Origin of the sequence: Streptomyces sp. NPDC017943 (genome assembly GCF_044328425.1) — a bacterium.
GTDB lineage: Bacteria > Actinomycetota > Actinomycetes > Streptomycetales > Streptomycetaceae > Streptomyces > Streptomyces djakartensis_A.
Window position 1 is genome coordinate 1 of record NZ_JBIRHH010000017.1, and the last position, 23,379, is coordinate 23,379.

General features: G+C 65.2%; 13 protein-coding genes and 2 pseudogenes. 6 read left to right on the top strand and 9 right to left on the bottom strand.

Features of this window, described 5'->3' with window-relative positions; translation table 11 throughout:
- Window positions 1-95, bottom strand: a pseudogene (locus ACH4C6_RS33660) (IS5/IS1182 family transposase); the annotation flags it as partial.
- Between the two features lie 687 nt (window positions 96-782).
- On the opposite strand from ACH4C6_RS33660, the gene ACH4C6_RS33665 reads away from it, so the two are divergent.
- The 4 genes from ACH4C6_RS33665 (at window position 783) to ACH4C6_RS33680 (ending at window position 7,059) form a co-directional block, all read left to right on the top strand.
- Entirely contained in the window at window positions 783-1,829 is a 1,047-nt protein-coding gene (locus tag ACH4C6_RS33665; protein WP_366900842.1) for a potassium channel family protein, read from the top strand.
- A 1,466-nt stretch (window positions 1,830-3,295) separates the two neighbouring features.
- The gene (locus ACH4C6_RS33670; protein WP_398112489.1) at window positions 3,296-4,459 is read left to right on the top strand and encodes an MFS transporter; all 1,164 of its coding nucleotides are present in this window, start codon (window positions 3,296-3,298) and stop codon (window positions 4,457-4,459) included.
- 108 nt (window positions 4,460-4,567) lie between these two features.
- Complete coding sequence (locus ACH4C6_RS33675; protein ID WP_398112490.1) at window positions 4,568-5,488, top strand: LysR family transcriptional regulator; 921 nt, start codon at window positions 4,568-4,570, stop codon at window positions 5,486-5,488.
- A 149-nt stretch (window positions 5,489-5,637) separates the two neighbouring features.
- Entirely contained in the window at window positions 5,638-7,059 is a 1,422-nt protein-coding gene (locus ACH4C6_RS33680; protein WP_398112491.1) for an amidohydrolase family protein, read from the top strand.
- Window positions 7,060-7,554: 495 nt separating this feature from the next.
- Here ACH4C6_RS33680 and ACH4C6_RS33685 read toward each other — a convergent pair whose 3' ends face one another.
- Window positions 7,555-7,977 carry an ATP-binding protein gene (locus tag ACH4C6_RS33685; RefSeq protein WP_366900522.1) on the bottom strand — a complete coding sequence of 141 codons (423 nt, stop codon included), beginning with the start codon at window positions 7,975-7,977 and terminating at the stop codon, window positions 7,555-7,557.
- Between the two features lie 759 nt (window positions 7,978-8,736).
- Here ACH4C6_RS33685 and ACH4C6_RS33690 point away from each other — a divergent pair.
- Window positions 8,737-9,432, top strand: a complete 696-nt coding sequence (locus tag ACH4C6_RS33690; RefSeq protein ID WP_398112492.1) for a hypothetical protein — start codon at window positions 8,737-8,739, stop codon at window positions 9,430-9,432.
- A 101-nt stretch (window positions 9,433-9,533) separates the two neighbouring features.
- The gene (locus ACH4C6_RS33695; protein ID WP_398112493.1) at window positions 9,534-12,413 is read left to right on the top strand and encodes an AfsR/SARP family transcriptional regulator; all 2,880 of its coding nucleotides are present in this window, start codon (window positions 9,534-9,536) and stop codon (window positions 12,411-12,413) included.
- 35 nt (window positions 12,414-12,448) lie between these two features.
- Here ACH4C6_RS33695 and ACH4C6_RS33700 read toward each other — a convergent pair whose 3' ends face one another.
- From ACH4C6_RS33700 to ACH4C6_RS33730, 7 genes and pseudogenes are all read right to left on the bottom strand, one after another.
- Window positions 12,449-13,615: a DUF418 domain-containing protein gene (locus ACH4C6_RS33700; RefSeq protein ID WP_398112494.1), complete on the bottom strand. Its 1,167-nt coding sequence runs from the start codon at window positions 13,613-13,615 to the stop codon at window positions 12,449-12,451.
- A complete protein-coding gene (locus ACH4C6_RS33705; RefSeq protein WP_366900518.1) occupies window positions 13,615-14,187 on the bottom strand; it encodes a sigma-70 family RNA polymerase sigma factor in 573 nt (190 codons plus the stop codon). The genes ACH4C6_RS33700 and ACH4C6_RS33705 overlap by 1 nt, the downstream gene beginning before the upstream one ends.
- 401 nt (window positions 14,188-14,588) lie before the next feature.
- Entirely contained in the window at window positions 14,589-15,401 is an 813-nt protein-coding gene (locus tag ACH4C6_RS33710) for an anti-sigma factor family protein (RefSeq protein ID WP_398112495.1), read from the bottom strand.
- A 73-nt stretch (window positions 15,402-15,474) separates the two neighbouring features.
- A complete protein-coding gene (locus ACH4C6_RS33715; RefSeq protein ID WP_398112496.1) occupies window positions 15,475-17,112 on the bottom strand; it encodes a BTAD domain-containing putative transcriptional regulator in 1,638 nt (545 codons plus the stop codon).
- A gap of 104 nt (window positions 17,113-17,216) precedes the next feature.
- Window positions 17,217-18,599, bottom strand: a complete 1,383-nt coding sequence (locus ACH4C6_RS33720; RefSeq protein ID WP_398112497.1) for an FAD-binding oxidoreductase — start codon at window positions 18,597-18,599, stop codon at window positions 17,217-17,219.
- A gap of 470 nt (window positions 18,600-19,069) precedes the next feature.
- Window positions 19,070-19,955, bottom strand: a pseudogene (locus ACH4C6_RS33725) (DDE-type integrase/transposase/recombinase).
- 249 nt (window positions 19,956-20,204) lie between these two features.
- Window positions 20,205-23,354 (bottom strand): AfsR/SARP family transcriptional regulator, encoded by a 3,150-nt coding sequence (locus ACH4C6_RS33730; protein ID WP_398112498.1) that lies wholly within the window; start codon window positions 23,352-23,354, stop codon window positions 20,205-20,207.
- Between the last annotated feature and the right edge of the window lie 25 nt (window positions 23,355-23,379).

A 23,379-nucleotide genomic window follows, 5' to 3' on the forward strand; every position in this document is an offset into this window, starting at 1 on the left:
CGTACCAACGCGACCAACCTGGCGAACTGCGACTCGGTCAGCCCGGAAAACGGCTCGATCCACTTCGGATCATCCGCTGAGATCACCCCACCCATACCCAACCAACGCACCAACCGCCACACCAGTTACGGGACAACCTCTAGGCACGGAAATCCGACCCGTTCAAGCGGAAAGTCACGCAGGCCGAAGATAGCCGATTCACGGCCCAGAGGCCGCCGATCCGGCCCGCGACTGCTGCGGCCCTCGCCGTGGGCAGCCGACTGGGCTGCTGCCGCTGAGGAACCGCGCCGAGCGGCCGGCATACACAAATCGCGTTCGGTAGCGACCGATTGGCTGCCTCATGGTCTTGATTAGGGTCCGACGTGCGCGTCGGACGGCCCCGTCCAGTAAACCGAGTTCGGGGTGAACCTCCTCGCCTTCCGGCGCGTAGCAACAGACGGGTACCAATGAAGCCGCAGCACAGGAATCAGCGGCGGACCGTAAGTCCTTCTCCTCTTTACTCCCCCGGAGGAGGCGGGCGGACACGGTATCCGTTCTTCGCGCTCTGTCGGCGCGAAGTGGTGAGGACTGCGGGCCCGGCTTGCACCGCCGGGCCCGCAGTGTACGAGTCGCGTGCTCACCCGGCAGAGCATGCGGTGCCGATCATCCTCACAAGCACCAGTCGGCTCCCGGCCAGCCGCTTTCCCAGCAGCGGGCTCGGTGGCGGTTCATACCACAAGGAAGTCGAGAACCCAGTGGCACCGCACGCGCGGGAAGGATCGGCAAGCGGCCCCAGAGTGCGTATGCCGGCGCTTGGATCGGTCGGCCGTGCAGCCGTTCTGATCAGGCTGGCTCGGCGCAAACAACGGGCACCGCTGGAACAGGCTCTGCGGCGGCTCTGCGGCGGTCTACTGGTTTTGCTGGGCACCGTCTTGGCCGTGTACGTCGACCGCGACGGATACCACGACAATGCTGACGAGACCGTCGGGCTGCTTGACGCCTTCTACTACGCCACGGTCTCCCTCTCCACGACCGGGTACGGCGACATCGTCCCGCACAGCGACAGCGCCCGACTTGTCAACATCATGCTCATCACTCCCTTGCGCATCCTCTTCCTCATCATTCTGGTCGGCACCACGCTCGAAGCTCTTACCGCGAGAACCCGCGAGGAATGGCGACTGACTCGCTGGAGATCCGCCTTGCGATACCACACCGTTGTCGTCGGCTATGGGACCAAAGGTCGCACCGCTCTACAGGCTCTGCGCGCAACAGGTCTCTCGCCCCAGAACGTGGCCGTCATCGACCCGGACCCGGACGCGGCGGATGTGGCAGCCGCCGATGGCTACGTCGCCGTCGTCGGGGACGCCACCCGAAGCGAAGTGCTGCGGCAGGCCAAGCTCGAGAAGGCGGGGCGGATCATCATCGCCACGCGACGCGATGACACCGCAGCCCTGGTCGCACTCAGCGCGCGTCAGCTCAACCGGACGGCCAAGATCGTGGCCGCGGTTCGGGAGGAGGAGAACGCCGCCTTGTTGCGTCAGTCCGGTGCCGATTCCGTGATCACAAGCGCCAGTGCCGCAGGCCGACTTCTCGGGATGTCATGTCTCAGTCCCGGAGCCGTCGCCGTCATGAACGACCTCAGCCAGCGTGGCAGCGGACTCGATCTCGTTGAGCGGCCAGTCGTCAAGAGCGAAGTGGGGAGAAACGTCGCCGACGTGGACGGCATTGTCCTGTCCGTACTGCGCGGTCACCGCCTCCTGGCCTACGACCTGCCCGAAGCCAGCCCTCTGCAGCTCACGGACCGCCTGATCACCATTGTCCGCGCCAGCCCGGCTGACACAGCCCCGTAGGCATCCGAGAGGGTTCGCTGGACAAGGGAGCCCGCCGTAGCCCCGATGACAGCCGGCCAGGCCAGAGTACTGAGCCCGACTGTCCCGGACCAAGCCTCACGACGTTCTGCGGAAGTCCTGACCGGTCACGCGATTGTCCCCGACGAAAGATCACGGGACCATATCGGCTGCCGAAGCAGCCCACAGCACCCGGCATGGTCGTTGCCCCCTCCCCTGGCGCCGGGCCGGCAGCGCCCAGCCCGACGGAGCGGTAGTCCAAAGGCGCCGGAGACGACAAAGATCACGCAAATAGAGATCTGCTTCTTCAGGAACAAGACTGCACCAACGGTTGCTGACACGGCGCGCTCTCCGGCAGCAGCGGCTCGACGAGCGACTCCAATTCGTCCGGCACAATGCACGGCCTCAGTCGGCGCTTTGCCATGCGCCCATCAGCGAGCGAAGCCGACAGTCGCGTGATCGCCCCGCCTTGCCAGAGCAGCGCTCATCTCACGGTCCACTTAAGCATCCTGACGTGCCCGCAATCACACGCACGAGCTGCTATTGCATTGAACCAGGGGATCGGAAATCACGTACTAGGCAATGTGGGAAGCGATCACCCTGTCGAAAGGCAGGCGATGATCCGACATACCCTGGGGGGCGACTTTTTCTTACCTTGGAGGAACAAAATGTCATGGACCGCATACGATGAAATACTTGCAGTAACAGCCGAGTTCGAACTGGACCGCCGTAGAGGGCAGTCAGATTTTGCGCGCTCCACCGCAGAAGCTGCATTTTGGGACGCCAGAGACGGCGTCAGGATTTTTAACGAGCGCCGAATAGGCATGATGGTGTGGAAGGTCGAAGATCTCGAAAACCTGCTAAATCAACGGCAGAACGCAAGGGAGGCGAAGACCACAGACCACAAAAAGACAATACTCAGCGAGTACCCCTCGTGGGTTTCGGTCGATGACCTCGCGGCGGCAGAGAAGAGGTCACCCCGGTCCATCACGTCGTTTCTTTCGTGGAGGCGAAAGAACAAGAGCTTCGAATCGCCGAACAAAACTTCTGACAATTTCCGTGCCGAGGTCATGGGCCAAAATTCAGACCGTCGCCCTAGGGGGTTCGCGGCCGAAGCCGTGGCCTCGACCGCTCACCCGGCCCCCCGGCGGGACGCTTCGCCCGCCCCTTCGACTGCCATGATCGCCGCGGCCCTCGTGCCTGGTAGCACTGCTCCTCACTCGCGCACTCCCTCGCCCTCCCGCGAGCCGGCAGGCAACTACCTGCAGCCGAAATCTGTCCAGCGAACCGCCCGCAGGTGACGAAGTCGTACAACTTCATCAGTCACGCCAATGCCAGCCATCATAAAGATGCGTTGGACACGGATACATGTACAACCACACCATAAAGACATGACCACTCAAACAATCGGCGCATCAGCGCCTCAGAGGCCTCACACGGTGAGCCAAAAGTCCCGCTCAGGACCTCTTATGGGGCTGTGGGCTGTGACAGCCGCCTTCCTGCTCAACATGGCCTTCTCGTCAGTCCCGACGCCACTCTATGTCCTCTACGCCGAACGAGACGGATTCGACAATCTGACCGTCACATACATCTATGCCGTCTACGCCGTGGGCGTCATCGGAAGCCTTTTTCTGGGAGGTCACATATCCGACTGGGTGGGGCGGCGAACGGTACTCATACCGGCCCTGCTCATCAACGTACTGAGTTCCCTCGTTTTCATTCTCTGGCCCAGCCTCACCGGTTTGATCGTGGCGCGGATCATCTCCGGTGTCTCTGTGGGACTGACAACCGCCACCGCCACCGCATACCTGCTTGAGCTGTACCGTCTTGCCCGGCCAGACAACTCTCTGCAACGTCCTCAAATGATGGCGACCATGGCCAACATCGGCGGCATCGGGTTCGGCCCCCTTGCCGCCGGCTTGCTCGCTCAGTACGCGCCGCAGCCACTCCGCCTTCCCTACGCAGTGTTCGGAAGCGCGCTTGTCGTCGCTGCTGTCTTCGTCTGGCTTTCGCCGGAGACGGTGACGAAGACGCGCCGTCCCTACCGGCCGCAGCGAGTGGCCGCTCCCCGAGGTGTGCGAGGCACGTTCTTCGCCGGCACTGCCGTAGGGATCGGCGCGTTCTCCGTCTTTGGCATGTTCACCTCGCTCGTGCCGGTCTTCCTCGCCGATGTTCTCCAGGAGACGTCCCGTGCGGTGTCTGGGGCGATGGCTTTTGCCGCGTTTGCCACGGGGGCGGGGGTGCAGATCTTCCTGGCCCAGTGGCAGCCGCGGTTGATGCTCCAGCGGAGTCTGCCGATCCTGGCTCTCGGCCTCGCGTGCTTCACCGCGGGCCTTTGGCTGCCCAATCTCATCCTCTTCCTCGTCGGAGGCATGATCACAGGTGCTGGAGCGGCACTTGCCTTCCGAGCCGCAATGGTGCTGGTGTCGGTGTCCGCGCCCCCGCAGTCCCGCGCCGAAGTCCTTGCGGGCTACTTCCTGGGCGGTTACGTCGGCCTGTCTCTTCCGGTGGTGGGCCTCGGGCTTGCCACGCTTCACTGGCCCGCTCGCAGCGCCGTGGTGGTCTTCGAGGCAGCGGCGTTCCTCGCGATGTTCATCGCATCGGGATACCTGCTCCGCCGACGGACCACCTGACGAGTAGGTGAACCCGCCAACGATCGGACCCGTATCCGCCCACGGAAGAATTGGAGAAGCAGGAGCGGTTTCGATCGGAACGCTCCGGTATTGCGACGGAGGTTGCCCATGGAACTGCGCCGACTGGAGCATTTCCTCGCCGTAGCCGAGCAGCGCAACTTCACTCAAGCTGCTCGGCAGATCCATCTGGGCCAGTCCACGCTGTCGCTGTCCGTGAAGGCCCTGGAGCGCGAGCTTGGAGCGGAGCTCTTCGTACGCACCAGAAACGGGGTGACGCTCACTGATGCTGGCATCGCCTTGCTCCCCGAGGCGCGGGCGACCCGGGCCGCCGCCGAGGTCGCCCGGGAGGCCGTGGGCGCAGTTCGCGGAGGCGTCCGTGGAGCGTTGCGGCTCGGCATCATGCAGGCGTACAACGTGTTCGACCTTGCCAAATTCATCGCGCAGTTCCACACCTCCCATCCCGCGGTCGACATCCGCCCCACGCCGGCGCAGGAGGGATCAAAGGCTCTCTTGCGCGATGTCTCCACCGGAGAGCTCGATCTCGCATTCGTGTCCAGCGTGGGAACGCCTCCGGCAGGCGTGCACCTGATGCGCATCACGTCCGTGCCGCTGTTCCTCGCCGTCCCCGAAACTCACTCTCTAGCCGCTCGCACGAGCGTGGCCCTACGGGAATTGGCCAACCATGCCTTCATCGACGCACCAGTGGGCTGGGGCAACCGCGCTCTCACCGATCACGCGTTCGCCCAAGCTGGTGTGGAACGGACCGTGAGCGTCGAGCTGGGCGACGTCCTCACCGTTGTCCAGCTCGTACGCGCAGGACTGGCTCTGGCCTTTGCCCCTCGCATTCCGCACACTGATACCCCCGGCGTGTGCCTCATACCGTGCAGTCCCGCGCTGCTCCTCGACATTCACCTGGCAGTGTCTACCAGGCGAAGGCCCAGTCCCGCCGCGCGCGCTTTCATCTCCACGGTCGAAGCCGGGCTGCGCACGTCGGCGGCGCCCGATCGGCGTCACCACATCCAACCCTGACAGACCGAACGTGAACCTCGGATATAGGGCATCCGTAACGAAAAGAGCGGCACCTCATGGCGTGCATGGGCGCTGCCGACCCCGCAAGCGAGACCGTCGCTCGCAGGGACCAGCCGTTCACCCTCCTCCCAAGACGAGCGGAGATACCCGTGGTCCACGACGCATCCACCTTCGAGCTTGGTCGTCCGCTGCTGCTACGCGGCGGCACTGTCCTTCCCATGGACACCCCCAACCGCATCCTGGAGCACAGCGACGTTCTGGTTCTGGGCAATCGCATCGCCGAAGTCGGACCGGACCTCAAAGCCCCCGACGATGCCCTCATCATCGACGCTTCCAACGGCATCGTGATCCCAGGCCTGATCGACACGCATCGCCACATGTGGCAGACCGCCTTGCGCGGGTACGGAGCCGACTGGACCTTGAGTCAGTACTTCGTGTGGTTCTTCCTTGACCACGGGCACCTGTTCCGGCCGGAGGACATACACGCCAGCACCGTACTCGCGGCTCTCGAAGCCTTGGACGCCGGCGTGACCACCACCGTCGACTGGTCGCATGGTCTGCGGACCCTCGATCATGCTGCCGCAGCCGTGGACGCCCTCACCTCGGTACCCGGCCGCTACGTACTGGCCTATGGCAATCTGCACCAGCAACCTGGCCAATGGGGGGCTGACCCCGCACTGCGCCGCTTTCTGGAAGAGCGGGTGCCGCGCAACGGAATGCTGGATCTGCAGTTCGCCATCGACATCACCGGTGATCCAGCCCTGCCGGAACGCGCGGCCTTCGAGCTGGCCCGCGACCTCGGCGCAGCTGTGACCACACACGCGGGCGTCTGGGGAACCGCGCGAGATGGCTGCATCGACGTGATGGCGGCCGAAGGCTTCATGACCCCCGGCAACATCTACGTCCACGGATCCTCGCTGTCCGACGAGTCCTACCGGCGCATCGCCGATACCGGTGGGTCGCTGTCGATATCGGCAGAAAGCGAACAGCACGCCGGACAGGGGTACCCCCCCACTCACGCCGCCCGTACCTTCGGCCTGCCCGTGTCGCTTTCCATGGACACCAGCGTCTGGTGGAGTGCCGATCTCTTCTCCGCCATGCGCGCCACACTGGGGGCGGATCGCGCCATGGAACACCTGAAGGCGCACGCTCGCGATGAAACTGTCGTGCATACGTCGCTGCGAGCCCATGATGTCCTGGCCTTTGCCACGCAGGGCGGCGCGAGAGCGCTGGGCCGGCAAAGCGACCTCGGGAGCATCGAGGTGGGCAAGAAGGCGGACATCGTCCTCATCAAGAACGACCGCTCCCCGGTCTCCTTCCCCATACTGCACCCGCATGGCCACGTCGTCCTGCAGGCGCAGCGCGGTGATGTGCACACCGTTGTCGTCGACGGGCGGGTGGTCAAGTATCAGCATGAGCTTGTCGGCGCTGACCTGGCGTCTGTCCGCGCGGCCGTAGAGCGCACAGTCGGCCATCTCCGTGAGAGTGTGGGCGAAGCGGAATGGAAGAAGGGCATGGACATGCCTGTCCCGGAGAGCAAGGCCCTGGAGAACAACTTCAAGGCGACCTGATCTGCGGTCCATCGCGGGTGAACCATTCCTCTGTCAACGGCGTAACGCTGAATGGACGACGCCGAACGGCGGGGCCGCCTCACCTCGGCCTGAAGTGCCTCGTCCCGCACCGCTCCCGGAAACTCCGGCGAGCGAAGACCGTGGCCCGGACAGCCTCAGTCCGGGCCACGGTACTCCCGGATGGCGACATCCCCCTCATGCCCGTAACTCCCTTGTGAGCTCCGTCCGGGAGCGGAGCATCTGAGTATCGTGCGCTGCCGCTATGAGAAACGGGGCCCTTCGTCGCCGGTGTGGTGCTGCAACTCAGCACACCGGCGGCGAAGGGCCCCGTTGGTTCCGCATCCTGCCGCGCCCGATGTCCCCCACACGGCCTCTCCGAGCAAATTGCCTGACCGCCCCGCAAGCATGCCCGACTCGCAGGATCCTTCAGTACGAGCAGTCAGTAGGGCGTGGACGACATACACAGCCTGAAGTGCGGGTCGTCGCACGCCCGGTCTACGGCGCTGGGCACGGCAGCGCTGCCCAAACGTAGGGCCGCCCCGACCGATGCCTGGTGAAGCCCCATGCGCGTGCAAGTCCGTCGACAAGAACCAAGCCCCTCCCGGCTTCCGCGTTCGCGTCGGCCGGAACAGGGGCGAGCCCGTCAGCGTCGAGGCCGCCTTCGTCGAAGACACGGATGCAGGCTTCAGCACCCTGCCATCGCAGATGGACCTGTATTCGCCCATTGCCTTCACCCGTGCCATGCTCAACGGCATTGGCCATGATCTCGTGCGCGACCAGCAGAATGTCATCGATGCCGTGCAGGGCACCGTGTCCCGCAAGCCACTTCTCGATGCTGTTGCGCACGAAACTCAACTGCGAGTAATCGGACTCGATGTCGAGAAACAGCTCTTTATCGGATTCGGAAGTGGATCGCACAGTGACCTCCAGAGCGTGCCGTTCGTGACGATCTCCACTCCGATAGTCGCCTGCACCCCTTTCGCATACGTTTCCCCCGTCTGTCGCGGATTCTTTCTTCCACATTTCGTGTACAACCCCGCAGGCCAGAGGCTTGCGGCTGCCGAGCCCTCCCCCGGAAGCACTGGCCACGACAGCTGCGGCACGGGGACGCGCGCCCTGCACGAAGGCGGATCACAGCATCACGACGCCCGGCGCGACGGCAACTGGTGTGGGCCTGATCGAGGAGGTTCTCAAGCCCTCATAATCCGTGAGCGGCCTCATGCACGGCTCGCTGATGCCGGACGATCGCTCGCAGAGAATGAACCAAGTGCCAACCGCAGCCGAGTGCGGTGCAGTGGGCCTCATAGCAGTACACGCCGGGGCACGGTGTCAGCGTCCCGGTCGACGGTGATCGCGGCGCGTGCCGGCAAACGGTGCCATCTGGGTGCAGGGAACGAATGACGACGGATCCCACGCTGCTCCTCGCTTCTCGGTGGGTCGGCGGCTGATCATTTCCGACCGCCATCTCTTCGCAACGCAGCCCAGCCCTGACCGGTTCATCCCTTGCAGCGGATTTACCAACCGGAACGCCCTCGGCACGGAACCTGCCCCGACATCGGACAGAGGTGGGAAAGCTCTTGGACAGGATCTTGGGGTGGACTGAGATCGCGGGGCCTCGACAACCGAGCGGTTCATCCCCCGCGGCCGATCACACCATGGGCAGCGCAGGGAGACAGCATGAATGATCACGAGGCGCTCAGTGCGCCGTCCTCGGACGCATCGGCTCTCGAACAGGCCGGCATCGTCTTTGTCCCCCTGATACGGCGGCGCTATCTGCGAGAGCTAGCCCGATATCGGCTACTTCTGGGAACAGAAGGGCACCTGCCGCCCGACCGTGCAGAAGCCCTGATCCTCTGGTGGGAGACTCTCTCCTCCATCATGGCGAACCACCATCGCGCACTGAGCCAGGTGCTGTGGGAGCTGCTGCACGACAAGGGCCCGGAGTTTGAAGGGCTGGTGGCGGCGATGAACCAACGGCACACGATGCTGCATTCCTCCCGCAGTGAAGCAGGCCGCGCCCTGAAGTCGGCGCTACGGGAGAAGGGGGCGCCGAGCTCCGCTCAGCTTTCGTTTATCAGGTTCCACGAAGAGGTGTCCGCTACGTCGTTCTGGGAGGAGCGGGAGATCGTCTCCCGGGCGTTGCGCTGTCTCAGCTCAGTGGACTGGCAGCGTGTCGAGTCGTACGCCCTGGCATCGCAGGCCGCCGAGGATCGGCTGGGGCATGCCCTTCCATGGCTTCTTGAGGAAATGCCCGGCGAAGAGGCCGACCTCGTCTTCGCAACGTTCCCCCCTCATGTGGCCCGACTGTACGAGACCGCCTGGCTTCCGGCCTACCGCCAGCTCGCTGATACTGCCTGGCCCAGATCAAACTAGCCTGGCCTCCAGCCGGGAATTAGCCTCATTCAGTCTTCCTGCATGCTTCAGGTGCAGGTAGTGCAGTCCGATCTATTTTTCATCAGAGGAGTCAGAGGTCGATGAGTAAGGCCCCGATTCGTTTTACCGTTTTGGGGCCCGTGCGGGCTTGGCAGGACACAGACGAGGTGTATCTCGGTTCCCCGCAACAGCGCGTGGTGCTTGCCGTACTGTTACTTCGCCAGTCGCTGACCGTCTCAGCGGCCGATCTCGTGACCGCGGTATGGGGAGGGGCCCCGCCCCGTTCGGCGGTGAATCAACTTCATGTGTACATCCACCGGCTGCGCCGCGTGCTCGGGCACAGTGCTCGAGATTCTGAACAAGTGATCAGGTCAATCGGCAGCGGCTACCGGGTCGAAACAACCACAGAGACTCTTGACCTTGCGGCATTCGAGAACACGGTCAAAGCCGCCCACGCTCTCGTCTCATCCGATCCGGTGCAGGGCAGGGCTCTGTTCGAGAAGTCCCTGTCCTTGTGGCAGGGCAGTGCCTTGGCGGATCTCCCGGGAAGCTGGGCCGGCGCGCAGCGGGCCCGGCTGGAGGACGTACGCCTCGACGTCCTAGAGCGGTCTTATCGTCTGGCCCTAGAAGCAGGGGACCTGGACATCGCCGCCCGCATCGCCCACACGGTCGGGGAGCATCCCCTGGATGAGAGATTCAGAGAGCTCTTGATGCTCGCCCTGTACCAGTCAGGCCAGCAAGCGGCGGCGCTCGACGCGTACACAGAAGCTCGGGAAATGCTCGCTCGCGAGTTGGAGATCGCTCCCGGGCCGCGACTTAAGCAGCTACACCAGCGGATTTTGCAGGCAGACCAGCGGTTGCTGCCACACGCCTCCCTTACGCCACAAGCAGTCGTGGGTACCACCGCAGCGTGCGAGACTCCTGCTCCGCCTACTCTGAAGCCCCAGGCGCCGGGACAACTGCCCTACCGCCTGCCGGTCTTCTCGGGCCGACAGGCTGAAGTCCGCAGTCTCATCGCTGCGGCGAACAGAGCGCGGACCGGCCGTGGTGCGACAGTCCACTGCATTTCCGGTGGCGCGGGCATGGGCAAAACCACGCTGGCCGTCCACGCGGCGCACAGCCTCGCCCCGCATTACCCCGATGGACAGTTGTTCCTCGACATGCGTGGCTTCGACGCGGTGGAGATGCCCGTCTCGCCCGAACAGGCGTTGCGCACCGTCCTGGAAGCATTCGGAGTAGCAGCGCACCAAGTACCCGCCGATCTCGACGCCCGCTCAGCCCTGCTGCGCAGTGTGCTGGCGCAGAGGCGTGTACTGCTGTTGCTGGACAACGCCCGCGACTTTCGGCACGTCCGTTCGCTTCTACCCGCCTCGCCGGGGTGCCTGGTCATCGTTACATCGCGCAATCACATGGTGGAACTTGTGTCGAACGGAGCCGAGCACTTGCGGTTACAGGCCCTCTCTGTCACCGACGCGCGAGACATGCTGACACGCCGGCTTGGAGCCGAGTGCGTCGAACGTGACCCGGCCGCCACGGACGGGCTCATCGTCCGCAGCGGCCGTCTGCCACTGGCGTTGGCTCTCATCTCCGCGACCGCCGCAGCGCGCTCCGTGGACTCGCTGGCCGACATTGCTGCCGAACTGCAGTCGGTCGCAGATGCCCTCGAGGTGTTGAAGACAGCCGAGGCCGACATCGACCTCCGCTCTGTCTTCTCGTGGTCATACAAGGTCCTCTCCCCCGAGGCCGCACGGTTGTACCGCCTGTCCTCGCTCGTACCTTCGACAGGGTCCTCCGTCACCGTACTGGCTGCCCTCAGCGGGTGCTCAGCCGACGACGTCCGCCCCGCTCTCGAGGAACTCCTGACGGCTCACCTCATGGACGAGTTCGCACCCGGACGGTATGTGTCTCACGATCTGTTGCGGGCCTACGCGGCTGAACTGCTCAGCGTTCACGAGAGTGGCCCGCAGCGTGCTGAGGCGTTTCGCCGAATGCTCGTTCACTGCCTGCACACGGCCTACCGCGCAGCGCGCGTGGTGTGGACAGCCCTTCCGGAATTGGAACTGACAGCAGAAGTATTAGAGGCTCCGGTCGCTGATGTCCTCAGCGGTACCGCGGCGCTTGAGTGGTTCGCCGCCGAGGGTGGACTCCTGGCTCAGCTCGTATGCATAGCCAGCGCGGAACCTGGCTGTGAAACCTTGACGTGGCAGCTTGCCTGGTCCGTCATGGAGTACCTTCAAAAGGAGGGGCGCTGGGACGAGCAGTTGTCCACGCAGAGCGCCGCGCTGGCCGCCGTTTGCCGCGTCGAGGATCAACTGGGGCGGGCGCACGCGTTGCGCGGACTGGCCAGGTCTCGTCTGCAGACCGGTGACTCTGCAGGCGCGCGCCAGTTGTTGAATGGGGCCTTGAGGGATTTCGGGGAGCTGCAGGATCTGACGGGACAAGCGCGCTGTCACGGCAATCTCGCCCTTCTGAGCACACGTGAAGGCGATCATTACCGTGCCCTTCCGCACGCACACGAGGCCGTCCGGCTCTTCGCGGCGGCCGGTGACCGCATAGGGCAGGCGAATGCCCTGAACAACTTGGGTTGGACTCTGGCACAGACGGGGGCGTACGGGGAAGCACTGGATCGGTGCCGCCGGGCTCTGCGACTTCTCGGCGAGACCGACGACCTGGTAGCCAAGGCTGCCACGTGGGACAGCATTGGACACATCCAGCATCGGTTGGGACGTCACGCCGAGGCCTCCTCGTGCTACGACAGGGCACTCAAGCTCGATCGACAGCTGGGAGACAAACCCAATGAGGCCGAGACCCTCACGAGGCTCGGCGAGACCCTCCTCGCCATGAAGGATCGTGCTGGAGCTGCGGATTCCTGGCGCCGTGCGCTGGCCATCTATGAGTCCCTCGACTCGTCGGCCGCGCGGCACGTCACTTCGCTGCTCGCCGGCATCGGGGAGACCGCGGGGGAAACCGCTAGAACGTAGCCCATCTTCTGCTGGGCCGCGTCCCCCGCCTCAGGTCAGCGTCCTTGTATGGCGCGGACGAACGCTTCAGCAGGTCCTTTTCCGCCGTGATACCTGTCGGTGAGCAGGAGCTGCACTGCGAACAGGCCCACGCAGCCGGCAACAAGGACCGGCCCGCCGATCCTTCCGTACAGGCCAAGGCCATAGCCGGTGAAGACGAAGCACAAGACGATGGACTGTCCCAGATAGTGGCTGAGAGTGTTGCGCCCGGCCTTGGCCAGGAGGCCGACGAGCCGCGCGCTCCTGCCGGACCGCAGCAGCATCAGTGCCATGCATGCATAGGTGACGGTCAGTGCCGGTCCGGTGATGACGGCGACCGCTCTGCCCGGCATGCTCCAGGCCACCAGCGAGGGGGTATACGAGACCATCGCGTAGACGACGCTGCCGGGAACTCCAACCGCCGCACTGACAAGGGCCGTTCGGCGCAGCCGAGCCGACTGCCACTCCCGCTCCAGCAGGCCGGTCTTTCCGGCTGCCATGCCCAGCAGGACGCAGGCGAAGACGTGCGGCGAGAAGAACGCGGAGCCGAACACGTATGAGGGGAGGAGACTCAGGTGTGCTGCCAGGGTCTCCGCCGCGCCGGCCTGATATGCGGCGATCAGCTCAGGTGTCGGGTAGGGAGCCTCCTGCACGTGCTGGGCGCTGAGGGCGAACCACACGGCGAGTGCGAGAAAGCAGGTGAAGAACGCAAGCATGGTGCCTGCGCCGACCAGTAAAAGGGTTCGTGCCGCCGCGTTGCGTAGAAGGTGCGCGGCTGCGCCCACGAGCGCATAGGTGGTCAGGATGTCGCCTCCGAAGAGGAAGACCAGGTGGGCCGCTCCCAGTAGAAAGAGGGCGCTGAGTCTGCGGAGGTACCGACTCTCACGCGTTCTGCGGAGTGCTGTCCCTTGCTCCCCCATGGCCAACACCATGCTCACGCCGAAGAGGAAGGCGAGCAGCGGGTAGAACTTGATCTCTGCGAAGAATGCGACCACGACCGCCGCAGCCCAGTCGGCCGTGCCGGTCCGGGAGGGATGAGGAGTCCCGGCGATCATGCGGGCGTTCACCAGCAGGATTCCCAAGAGCGCAGCACCGCGGAGCATGTCGACTGCTTCGACGCGCTGGTGGTCGGAGGCCGTATTGTGCCCAGGGGATGCGGTGGCGGGAGCGGCCGCGTCAGGCATCAGGCGGTGCACCCTCTTCTGATCAGCGCCTCGCGCAAAGACTTGAGGGCCAGATGTGTCCGCGACTTCACTGTGCCCTGGGGTATGCCGAGAACCTTGGCGGCTTGAGCGACCGACATGTCCATGTAGTGGACGTGAAGGATGATCTCTCGGTGCTGCACTGACAGGTCCAGAAGTGCTTCTCGCACGACTTGCTTGGTGAGGTTGCCGTCGGCGTGCTCCGGAATCTGCACGTCGCTGAGCATGGTGTCCGACGTTTCCTGGGGGCGGGCCTGCCGTGCTCTGTGACTGTCGATGACAAGGTTGCGGATCACCGTGATCAGCCACGGGCGCACGCCCTCAGCCTCGGGGTTGAGTATCTCAGCGTGACGCCAGGCACGAAGCACCGCTTCCTGGACTAGGTCCTGTGCCCGGTGGGAGTCACCGCCGAGGAGCCCTGTGGCGATGCGCAGGAGTACGGGGCCGTGCTTCTCGTAGACGGCCCTGATGAAAGCTTCGTCGCGCGTGCTGTCCCGTTCTGCCGGCTGATGACTCTCCGGTCGGGTGCTGCTGGTGTCTGCGGTGCGCCTCATACGCCGTCTTCCCCCGCCACATCCGCACGCAACGAGCACACGGACTATCTGACAATTGGACGAGATCTACCATCGGCGCTGTCACTTACCGATCGCTTAACCGCTGCTTTTCTCTCTGACCCGCGAGGACAGCTTCAGGAAAGGTGAGGAAAGGTAGGGCGACCGAAGGCACCTCGAGGCTGCGGCCGCGCCGGCAGCCACGAGCGGCAAGCGTTCCGAATACTAACGGTGAGGTGATCGGCAGCTGCGGAAAGTAATCGAGGAGGGGTGCGCCTCTGCACGCCCAAAAGCCGCCAGACCGCAGGTGCGGTACCAGCGGCATGCTTGGAGCATCACGGCACAGGTGCGAACGAGGATGCCTGACTGCCGGTTCAGGCGGGGGTGAGCGCCGGGCTGGCGATTCAGGATGCACTCACAGCAGGGACATCGACCAAGTCTTGGCCATCTGCCGTCCGAATGACGTACTTGCTGACGTCCTGGGCGGACATGCTGATCCCTCCGCGGGCCAGCAGGCGCTCCTTGGCAGAACCAGGCAGTCCGTACCCGCCCTCCGGCACCCGCCAGGTGAACGCCGTCTCCTCGACACCCTCACGGGAGACAGCCACTAGAGCGCATCGCTCCGGCCCTCGGACACCGCTGAGGTCCAAAGTCACCTCTGTGCCCCAGCCCGTGGAGCGGGGCTCAATGGCGGCGGCGACGCCTTGCGTTCCCACTGCACGCACCACTGCGTCACCGGACGGCCGGGCAAGCGTGCTTCCCGTCGCCGCGCCGTCATCACCACCCGGGAGCAAGAACGAGGACCCGAAGCCCAGCAGCACGCCTGCGGCTGCTGCCGCCAGCGCCCAACTGCGCTGCGGCCGCGCCCGTAGCGGTCGCGTCGAGATCTTCTCGGGTCGGCCTGTGTTCTGCACACGGCCGGACGGGTTTTCACCTTCAGTCCGGTTCGGCGTGCTGAGCTCCTGTGCCGCTGCGACCTCTGCGGCCGCAGCCCGGACGGCAGCTTCACTGAGCTCAGGAATCTTGCCGTCCCAGTCCCCCAGGATGTCTTCGTCGGGCAGCGACCGCAGGGTTGTCAGCGTGTCCTTAAGCTCGTGCAGTGCCATCGCGCAAGCGGAGCAGTTCCGCACGTGATCGCCGACGCGTTCGACGTCGTCAGCCTCAAGGGCATCCAAGGCGTAGACGGTCAGCTCTGCTTTCTCCTGCTCGCATCTCACTGTGCGGTCTCCTGAAAATGGTGGTTCGTGCCCCCGGCACTCGTCTGTCGTACGAGAGTGCAGGCCTGAAGGTTCATGATGCCTCTGACTGACCGGTATGGGCAGCGTCGAAATCGCGCCGAAAGTACCGGAAGTGGCCAGGGCCGGTCGTCAATGAGGCGCCAGGCGACCAAGTGCTTACATCGTCAACTACTCGTGGCTGGAGAAGTGCGGGGACTGCATCACGTAGCATTTCAGTCAAAGTCAGATCAGGGTGCACCACCGCATACGCCGCGACACGTGCCAGCTGTGCGGGCACACCGTGGCACATGCCGGCAAGCAGAGAAACCGCCTCCGGCTCAGCTGCCGTCCGCCTATGACCGATGCGGTGGCGAAGGAAGGCGCAAGCATCAGCCTGCGTCAGAGGGCGAAGAGGCAAACGCGCCGCCCCTTCCCGCACAGCCAGACTTGCGAGGTCGCCGCGCGCTGTCACGAGAACGACGCAGGAACCGATGCCGGGGAGAAAGGCACGGGCTTCATCAGCGTCCCGGACGTCATCGACGACAAGGATCAAACGACGCGAGGACAGCACGCCACGCAGCTGCGCTGCTCGAGCCTGAACGCCACCGGTCGAAGCGTGGACGCTCACGCCCAAGGCGGACAGCAAGGAGTCCAACGCCCGCATGACCCGGCCCTCGGCACGTGGTGTGACAGAGCCATGCACCTGCGCGAAGAGCTGCCCGTCCGGATATCCGGCGGACAGCCGGTGAGCGAGAGCGGTGACGAATGACGTCTTCCCGATTCCCGGCGGCCCCAGCACCGCGATCACCGGCGTATTGGTGGACGCCGTCCGGACCGAATCTTCGGCTGCGTCGAGCTCGCGCTCCCGCCCGTGAAAGTACGGCTGCACGGCGGGGAGCTGCCGGGGAACAGGGAGGGAGGCAGTCGGCGTCGTCGTGCGAGAACGCACGGACGCGGCAGCCCGGATCCGCTGACGCATGCGGCGCAGAGATGGACCGGGATCAATCCCAAGCTCCGCGGCAAGATACCGCTGCGCCTGCCGGTACGTGTCAAGAGCCTGCCTGTCCAAGCCCGCCTGGTGCTGCGCAAGCATCAACAACTCGCGGAACCGCTCGTCGAGCGGATGCTCGAGAACCAATGTTCTGAGTTCACTCACGTGGTCACCGCTCGTGCCCAGTCGCAGCTCGAGAGAGAGTCGCGCCGCCGTCGCCGTGAGGTACTCGGCCGTGAGTGCCGCGCGGTGACGACCCGCCCACGGACCCGGTACGTCCTCCAGGGCATGGCCCCGCCAGAGCCCCAAGGCAGCACGCATGTCCCGCAGCGCCCGCTCGTACTGGCCCTCAGCCCTTCTTACAGCAGAGAACGAGGCGAGCCGGCGAAAGCTGTCGACATCGACCGGGCAGGAGGGAAGCTCCAGACGGTACTGCCCGCCCACCCTCCGGATGGCCTCGGAGCCGGCGTTGATATTGCGCAGGGTCCTGCGCAGGTGATGGATGTGCGTATGCAGCACAGTGCGCGCCGAAGGCGGCGGGTGCGCACCCCATATGGCATCGATAAGTTCCTCGACCGAGACGAGGGAATCCCTGCGCAGCAGCAGCACTGCGAGAACGGCTCTGCGCTGCGGCTGGGAAATGGTCGTCTCGGTCAAGCCCCGCCAGACCTGCAGTTGTCCGAGCATGGAAAACCGCAGGCCAGGGAAAGTACAGGACATCTTCATACTCCTGCATGTTGCTTGTGCCTGTGCCGGAGTCCTGTGTCCGGCTGCGGTTAACAACGGCTCCCTGGCCCACGGTCCGCTGCACCCGGCTCACCGCGTCACTGCGGATCGACGTTGTGGTTGTTGACCCGGAAAAGGTTCTGAGGGTCGAAGCGACGCTTGGCTTCGCGGAGGTCAGCAAGGGTGTCCACGTCGAAAGTGTCTTCCGCCTGGTCCTCCCGACCGGTGAAGTTCGTGTAGAGCAGACCGGTGGACCATGGGCTCAGCTCGTCCAGGAGCGTGCGCAGAGCCAGTTCTCCGGAGGCGACAATCGGCGGCGGGCCCACAGTCGCGCCCCAGACGATGAACCCGGCCTGGCGCGCGGCAAGCGGGACGGCGTGAGCAGGCATCGCGTTCAGTGCGCCCCCGAGCTGGCGCAGCTCCAAGACGGTGACCGGTCCGCCGGCGGCCGTACGCGCGAAGGCCGCAAGCCGGTCGACGGCCTCATCAGGGAGGGAGGCGAGCAGGGCGCTGCTCTCCTCGTAGGGGGCAGGGTCGACAGGGTCGGCGTGGACTGCGGCGAAGGCACTGTACGGCTGCCTGCTCACAGTGTCCACAAGAGCGGGGCCAAGCGCGCGGAACGGAGCGATCAGTGCTTCCGCCTCAGCGTCCGTGCCGAGGTGAGAGACGCGTACGTGCGCCAGGAACTTCCCGCGGAACGGCTCCGGCAGTTCGGGAAGCGGCGGCAGGTTCAGCAGGGCCACTGAGCAGTTGAACCCCTCCGGCAGCGGCTGGCGGCTGAGTTCGGCAAAGGTCCGCAGCACGTCCTCGGCCGTGTGTCCAGGCAGGTAGATGCCACCTCCGTAGAAGGAGGAGAGCGGGAAGAGGCCGAACTCGATCTCCGTGACGACACCGAAGTTGCTGCGTCCACCGCACAGGACGCGGAACAGTTCCGGCTCCTCATCGCGCGCGACACGACGAACACGGCCGTCGGCCGTGACCACTTCGATGGACACCACATGGTCCACGGCCCAGCCGTGCACCCGCCCGAGGAGTGGGCTCAGGCCGCCGCCCAGCGTGTACCCCACCACACCGACATGGGGAGCCGAACCGTTGAGCGGCGCCAGACCGACCTCCTGCGCGGGACCGACGACGTCCGCCCATCGGGCACCGCCTCCGACCCGCGCCACCGCGCGGTCGGCATCGATCGCGACAGACCGCATGGCACCCACGGTAATCAGGACGAAGCCCTCCTGCGCGGGGAAGGGCTGGTGACCGGTGTTCTTCACGCCGACAGGCAGTTGGTGGGCTGCGGCAAAGGAGACCGCCGCCTGAACATCGCCCGTGTGGGCGGCAGCAACTACAAGCAGCGGCTCGTGAGTGGAACGAAGATTGAAACCCGCAATCTCTCGGGCGTAACCTTCGTCACCGGGCACGTATACACTTCCGGCAACCTCTCGGACGAGATCGGTGATCGCCTGCGCCGGGACGGTGTTCTGCACGTGGCTGAGCATGGTTCAGTGCCTTCCGCTGATGGGGATGGATTCGCTAGGGATGCCGCACGGGCTCCGTGCCGTCGCATCGTTCGCTAAGGTGACTGCGCCGCAACTACTACCTGCTGCATGGTTCGGCGGGTCGGGCTGCGAGAGAGCATGGAAGTCGCAGGCGGTGGTTTGACAGGCGGACGCGTTCCGGGCCCGAGCACGGCCTCAGTGAGGCAGCGCAAGGTGAGCTGCGCGGCGCCGGCGACGAGTGTGCCGGAGTCTGATCACAGTTCCGGCGTTCCCTTGTGAGGACGGCCCGTCAAACAGCACATACGCGACGGTTGCGCGATCGGTTCATTCACTGAGCCCGACCGCCAGCAATCGAATCCGTGTGTTCACCCTTCGCGCTGGTCTGCGGCATTGCCGGTTGATGCGATCTCGCCCCTCTGGGCCGCGTCTTCGCTGCTGGGGCTGATATGCATGCTGCGCTAGTTGTACTGCCCAGGGACGTTGGTCAACCTGGTGACGGGCGGTTTGCCGTTGGTTGCGGTGTGGGGGCGGTGGTGATTGTAGTGATGGAGCCAGGCCCGCAGGGCTTTGCGGCGGACTGATTCGCTGGAGTAGAAGCGTGCCCACCTGTCGGCGAGGGTGCGGCGGAAGCGCTCGACCTTGCCGTTCGTCTGCGGCCGGTAGGGCCGGGTCTTCTTCGGCGTGATGCCGAGTTCGGCGCAGGCCTGGGTCCAGTGCCGGGAGCGGTAGGCCGAGCCGTTGTCGGTCAGGACCCGCTCGACGCTCACCCCGCGGGCGGCGAACCAGCCGACTGCCCGGCTCAGGACACCGACTGCGGTGGTGGCGGTCTCGTCGTCGTGGATTTCGGCGTAGGCGACGCGGGAGTGGTCGTCGACGACGGTGTGGACGAAGGCGGTTCCCAGAAGCGGGCCGCGGTACTTGTTGCGGGGTTTGTCGGGTGTGGCGGCACGGTTTCTGCGGCCCTGGACGCGCCCGACGTAACGCCAGCCTCCGCCGTCGGGGACGTTACTGAGCTTCTTGACGTCGATGTGGAGCATGGCGCCGGGGTGGGGGTGTTCGCAGCGGCGCACCGGTTCGCCGGTGGCGCATACGCTGCTTCCAGCAGGTGCACGATCTTGCGGACCTGTGGCTGAGGGGTCCGGGCCGGGCTTCGGTGAGGCCGGCAGGAGCGGTCGGCCATCGCGGCGGGTCGAATTGGGCGTACCGGTCGGCCCATCGCTTGGCGGTGGGCCAGGACACGTCGTAGCGCTCGGCCGCACGGGCGACCGGCCATCCCTCATCCACGATCAGACGCGCCAGGCGTAGACGTGCACGGGGCGTCAGGGCAGCGTTATCGTGAGACACGAAGGCCTCCTGGTTGGCGGAGCGGTTCCTCGACAGCTCCACTCCACAACCGGAAGCCTTCGCCGTCCTACAGATTCAGACCGTGTCATCACACAAATTCGACCAACCTGGCTGGGCAGTACACCTCGAGGTCAAAACGCCTCGGTCCCGCCGCGAACCGCCCATCCGTCAGGCGTGCGCCGGCAGCATGCCCGGGCTGCCGTGTGGAGCCGTGCCGCGGTAGGCATATGGCCAAGGCGCTCGGCAGAGCTAAGTAAAAGCCGCCGTCACGGACGGGTGACCAACAAGGAGGGTGTCGAGGGGCCGATGGCGCCCGTCCCTGTCGCGGCCAGTGCCCAATTCCAGAAGCTCGGAGATCGCCGTCTTAGCCAGAGGCTCCAGAAGGGCGCTGTGCAGCTCTGTCACCTCGTCCAGCCACCCCACCCTCTCGCGCTGTCGGGATGCGCCACTGCGGGCGCTCACAGAAGCCAATCCCATAGCTGCGACCGCGCGACGTGCTGCGGACGTCGACGGATCATTCCAGACGCTGCGGAACTCCAGCTCGGCCTCTCCATGCCGCCCCTCCATAAGGCCCAGGACCCCTCGCAGGTTGCTCACCGCAGCACCCAGATCGGTCAATCCGAGCTCATCGGCGACCTCGGCCGCCCCATCCAGTCTGTCGGCCGCGGACCTCCTCGCTTGTCCCGCGAGGTCCAAGCACGCCAAGCGCAGAGACGTGTACGCCCACCGGCTGCGGGCGCCCATCGGCTCGTAAAGGGCGAGTGCAGCTTCATACTGTTCCCGCGCCTGATCAGGCGCGTGTGCACGCACGTTGGCGTCGCCGTAGAGGGTGAGCGAGAAAGCGCGCGCGAACGCGTCACCAGCGGCTTCGGATGCGGCCACGGCCAGACTGCTGTGCCGACGGGCACCAACAATGTCGCCGTGCTGAAGACAGTAGGTCGCCCAGTTGGTCTGCAGTACCGCGTGGTCCCAGTGGAATCGAGTGCCTACGATTTTGGACTCTGCGGTTACGAAGAGCTCGCTGATGCCTGGTCTGCCGTTGAGCATGGCATGGAGCGTGTCGTAGCAAGGTCCCAGAACGGCGAGGTCGGGATTGACGGCTCGGTGCCAGAGGGCTTCGTGCCGCTGTAGGTAGCCAGCCGCCTCCTTATGCCGCCCTGCCACATGGTTGAGCCAGGCAAGCCAGGCAAAGGTGTAGAAGAGGGCCCACTCTTCCTGCGGTGTCATGGTGCCGAGCTGACGAGGCGCTGAGTCGTAAGCCTTCAGTGCGCGTTCCAGACGCTCGACGCCTTCTTCCTCCCGACCGCTGATGAACCAGTAGTAGCCCAGTTGCGCCTCGAGGGACAGTGAATGCGCCTGCTGCTCTCGTTCTCTCAGGAGGTCGCTGGCAGCTTTGATGTTGGCATTCTCTTCAGTGAGCCGACGAACCCAGCCCGCTTGGTCGCCACAGGCAACCTGCTGCGTCCCGTGGTCGACGAAGCGGCAGGCCCATGCGGTGAAGCGTGCCTCAGCGGCGCCGTACCACTCCTCCTCTCGCAGGCGCGCCAACGCGTAGGCACGAACCATCTCAAGCATGCGCAAGCGGCTGCCCGCACCATGGGTGACGGAGTGCAGCAGGCTCTTGTCGGCGAGTCGGGAGAGAAGCTGCAGGACAGCCGTCTCTTCTGCCGGCGATTCGGCCAGTCCCGTGCGGCCCGGCTCAGCGGGCGCACAGCCTGCCGGATAGAGCGCCAGCTCCGTCAGTACCCTGCGCTCATCGACTTGGAGGAGGGCGTAGCTCCAGTCCAGTACAGCGCGCAGGGTGCGGTGTCTGTCCGGAGCGGTCCGTTCGCCCCGAGTCAACAAGGTGAATCGATCGTCGAGTCGCTCCGTGATCTGTCGGACGGGAAGCAGCCTGACATGTGCGGCAGCCAGTTCGACAGCCAGCGGCAGGCCGTCCAATCGGCGGCACAGTTCGAGGATCTCAGCTCGGGTTCGCCCATCGGCCCGGAACGAGGGGTCGATCATGCCGGCTCGAGCGCTGAACAATTCGGCAGCCTCTGCCTCGGGCATGGGGTCGAGGGGGTGGACGATCTCTCCAGGCGTCCTCAGCGCTTCCCTGCTAGTGGTGATCACTGTCAGTGAAGGGCATCGGCCCAGGAGCGAGGTGACCACCGGGGCGACGGCATCCAGCACATGCTCGCAGTTGTCGAAGGCCACCACGGTGGGGCGGTGACTGAGCAGGGAGGCGATGCGCTGCAAGTAGTCGTGCGCTTTGTTACCGGAAGGTGCGTGCACGTCGGTCAGACCCACCGCGCCCGCCACGGCGGTCAGAATGCCGGCTCCGTCGGTTGCGGTGAGGTCTACCCACCACACGTCGAACGACGGCTGCATCAGTGAGCAGACCTCCAGGGCCAGCCGGGTCTTGCCCACTCCGCCGGGCCCCACGACTGTGACGAGGCGCTCGCTCTCCAGCGCATTCCTCACTGCTTCCACGTCGATCACACGGCCCACGAAGGGGCCCAGCGGGCGCCGGAGATTGCTGTTGCCTGCAGCACCCTCTGCGCCTGCAGGACGGCGCTCAGAATGTGGGGGACGCGGCGCGGACGACGCCGCACTGTTGGCTGGTGCCGGGGAGGAACCGCGAAGTGGCGAGGAGGTCCCCTGACCCAGTTGGGGATCGGCACGCAGCAGACTCGTTCGCAGGTCGCGCAGGTGCGGTGAGGGAATTGCACCGAGTTCGTCACTCAGCAGGCGTCCGCCCTGTTCGAACACGGCCAGAGCTTCCGCGTCACGGCCGCATTGATGCAGGGCCTGCATGAGGAGGGCCCGCAGCCCCTCGCGCAGCGGATGCTTGGCCAGCAAGACCTGCAGCTCACCGGCCAGTGCTTCCGTGTCGGCGTTCAGCCTCAGTCGTACGGCAGCTACGTCCTCTTGCGCAGCAAGTCTCAGTTCCCGCAGCCGCGCGCGCTCAGCGTCGAAGGCCGGCCCCACAAGATCCTCCAGGGGCTCTCCCTGCCACAGGGAGAGCCCCTGGCGCAAGTGAGCAAGCGCTCGCTCGTCATCGCCGCCCTCGACTGCTTGCCTGCCCTGGCTGACAGCTTCCTCGAAGAGCAGTACATCCACCTCGTCACCGGGACCGAGCGCGAGCCGGTACCCCCCAGGCTGGGACACCAGACGTTCGCTTTCGCCGTGTGCGCCGAAGGCGTTCCTGATCTTGGCGACCTGCACCTGGAGGGCATTGACAGGATGGCGTACGGAGCGATCGGCCCACACGGTATCGATGAGGGTGTCTCTCCGTACGACGTCTCCACGGGCGAGCAGCAACTGGCCCACGACGTGGGTAGAGATGACCCCGGGCAGACCGATGTCACCGCTGTCGCTGCTGAGGCGCAGAGGACCAAGCAACTGAAAGCGCATAGCGTCATTGTGCAAGGCGCCACCG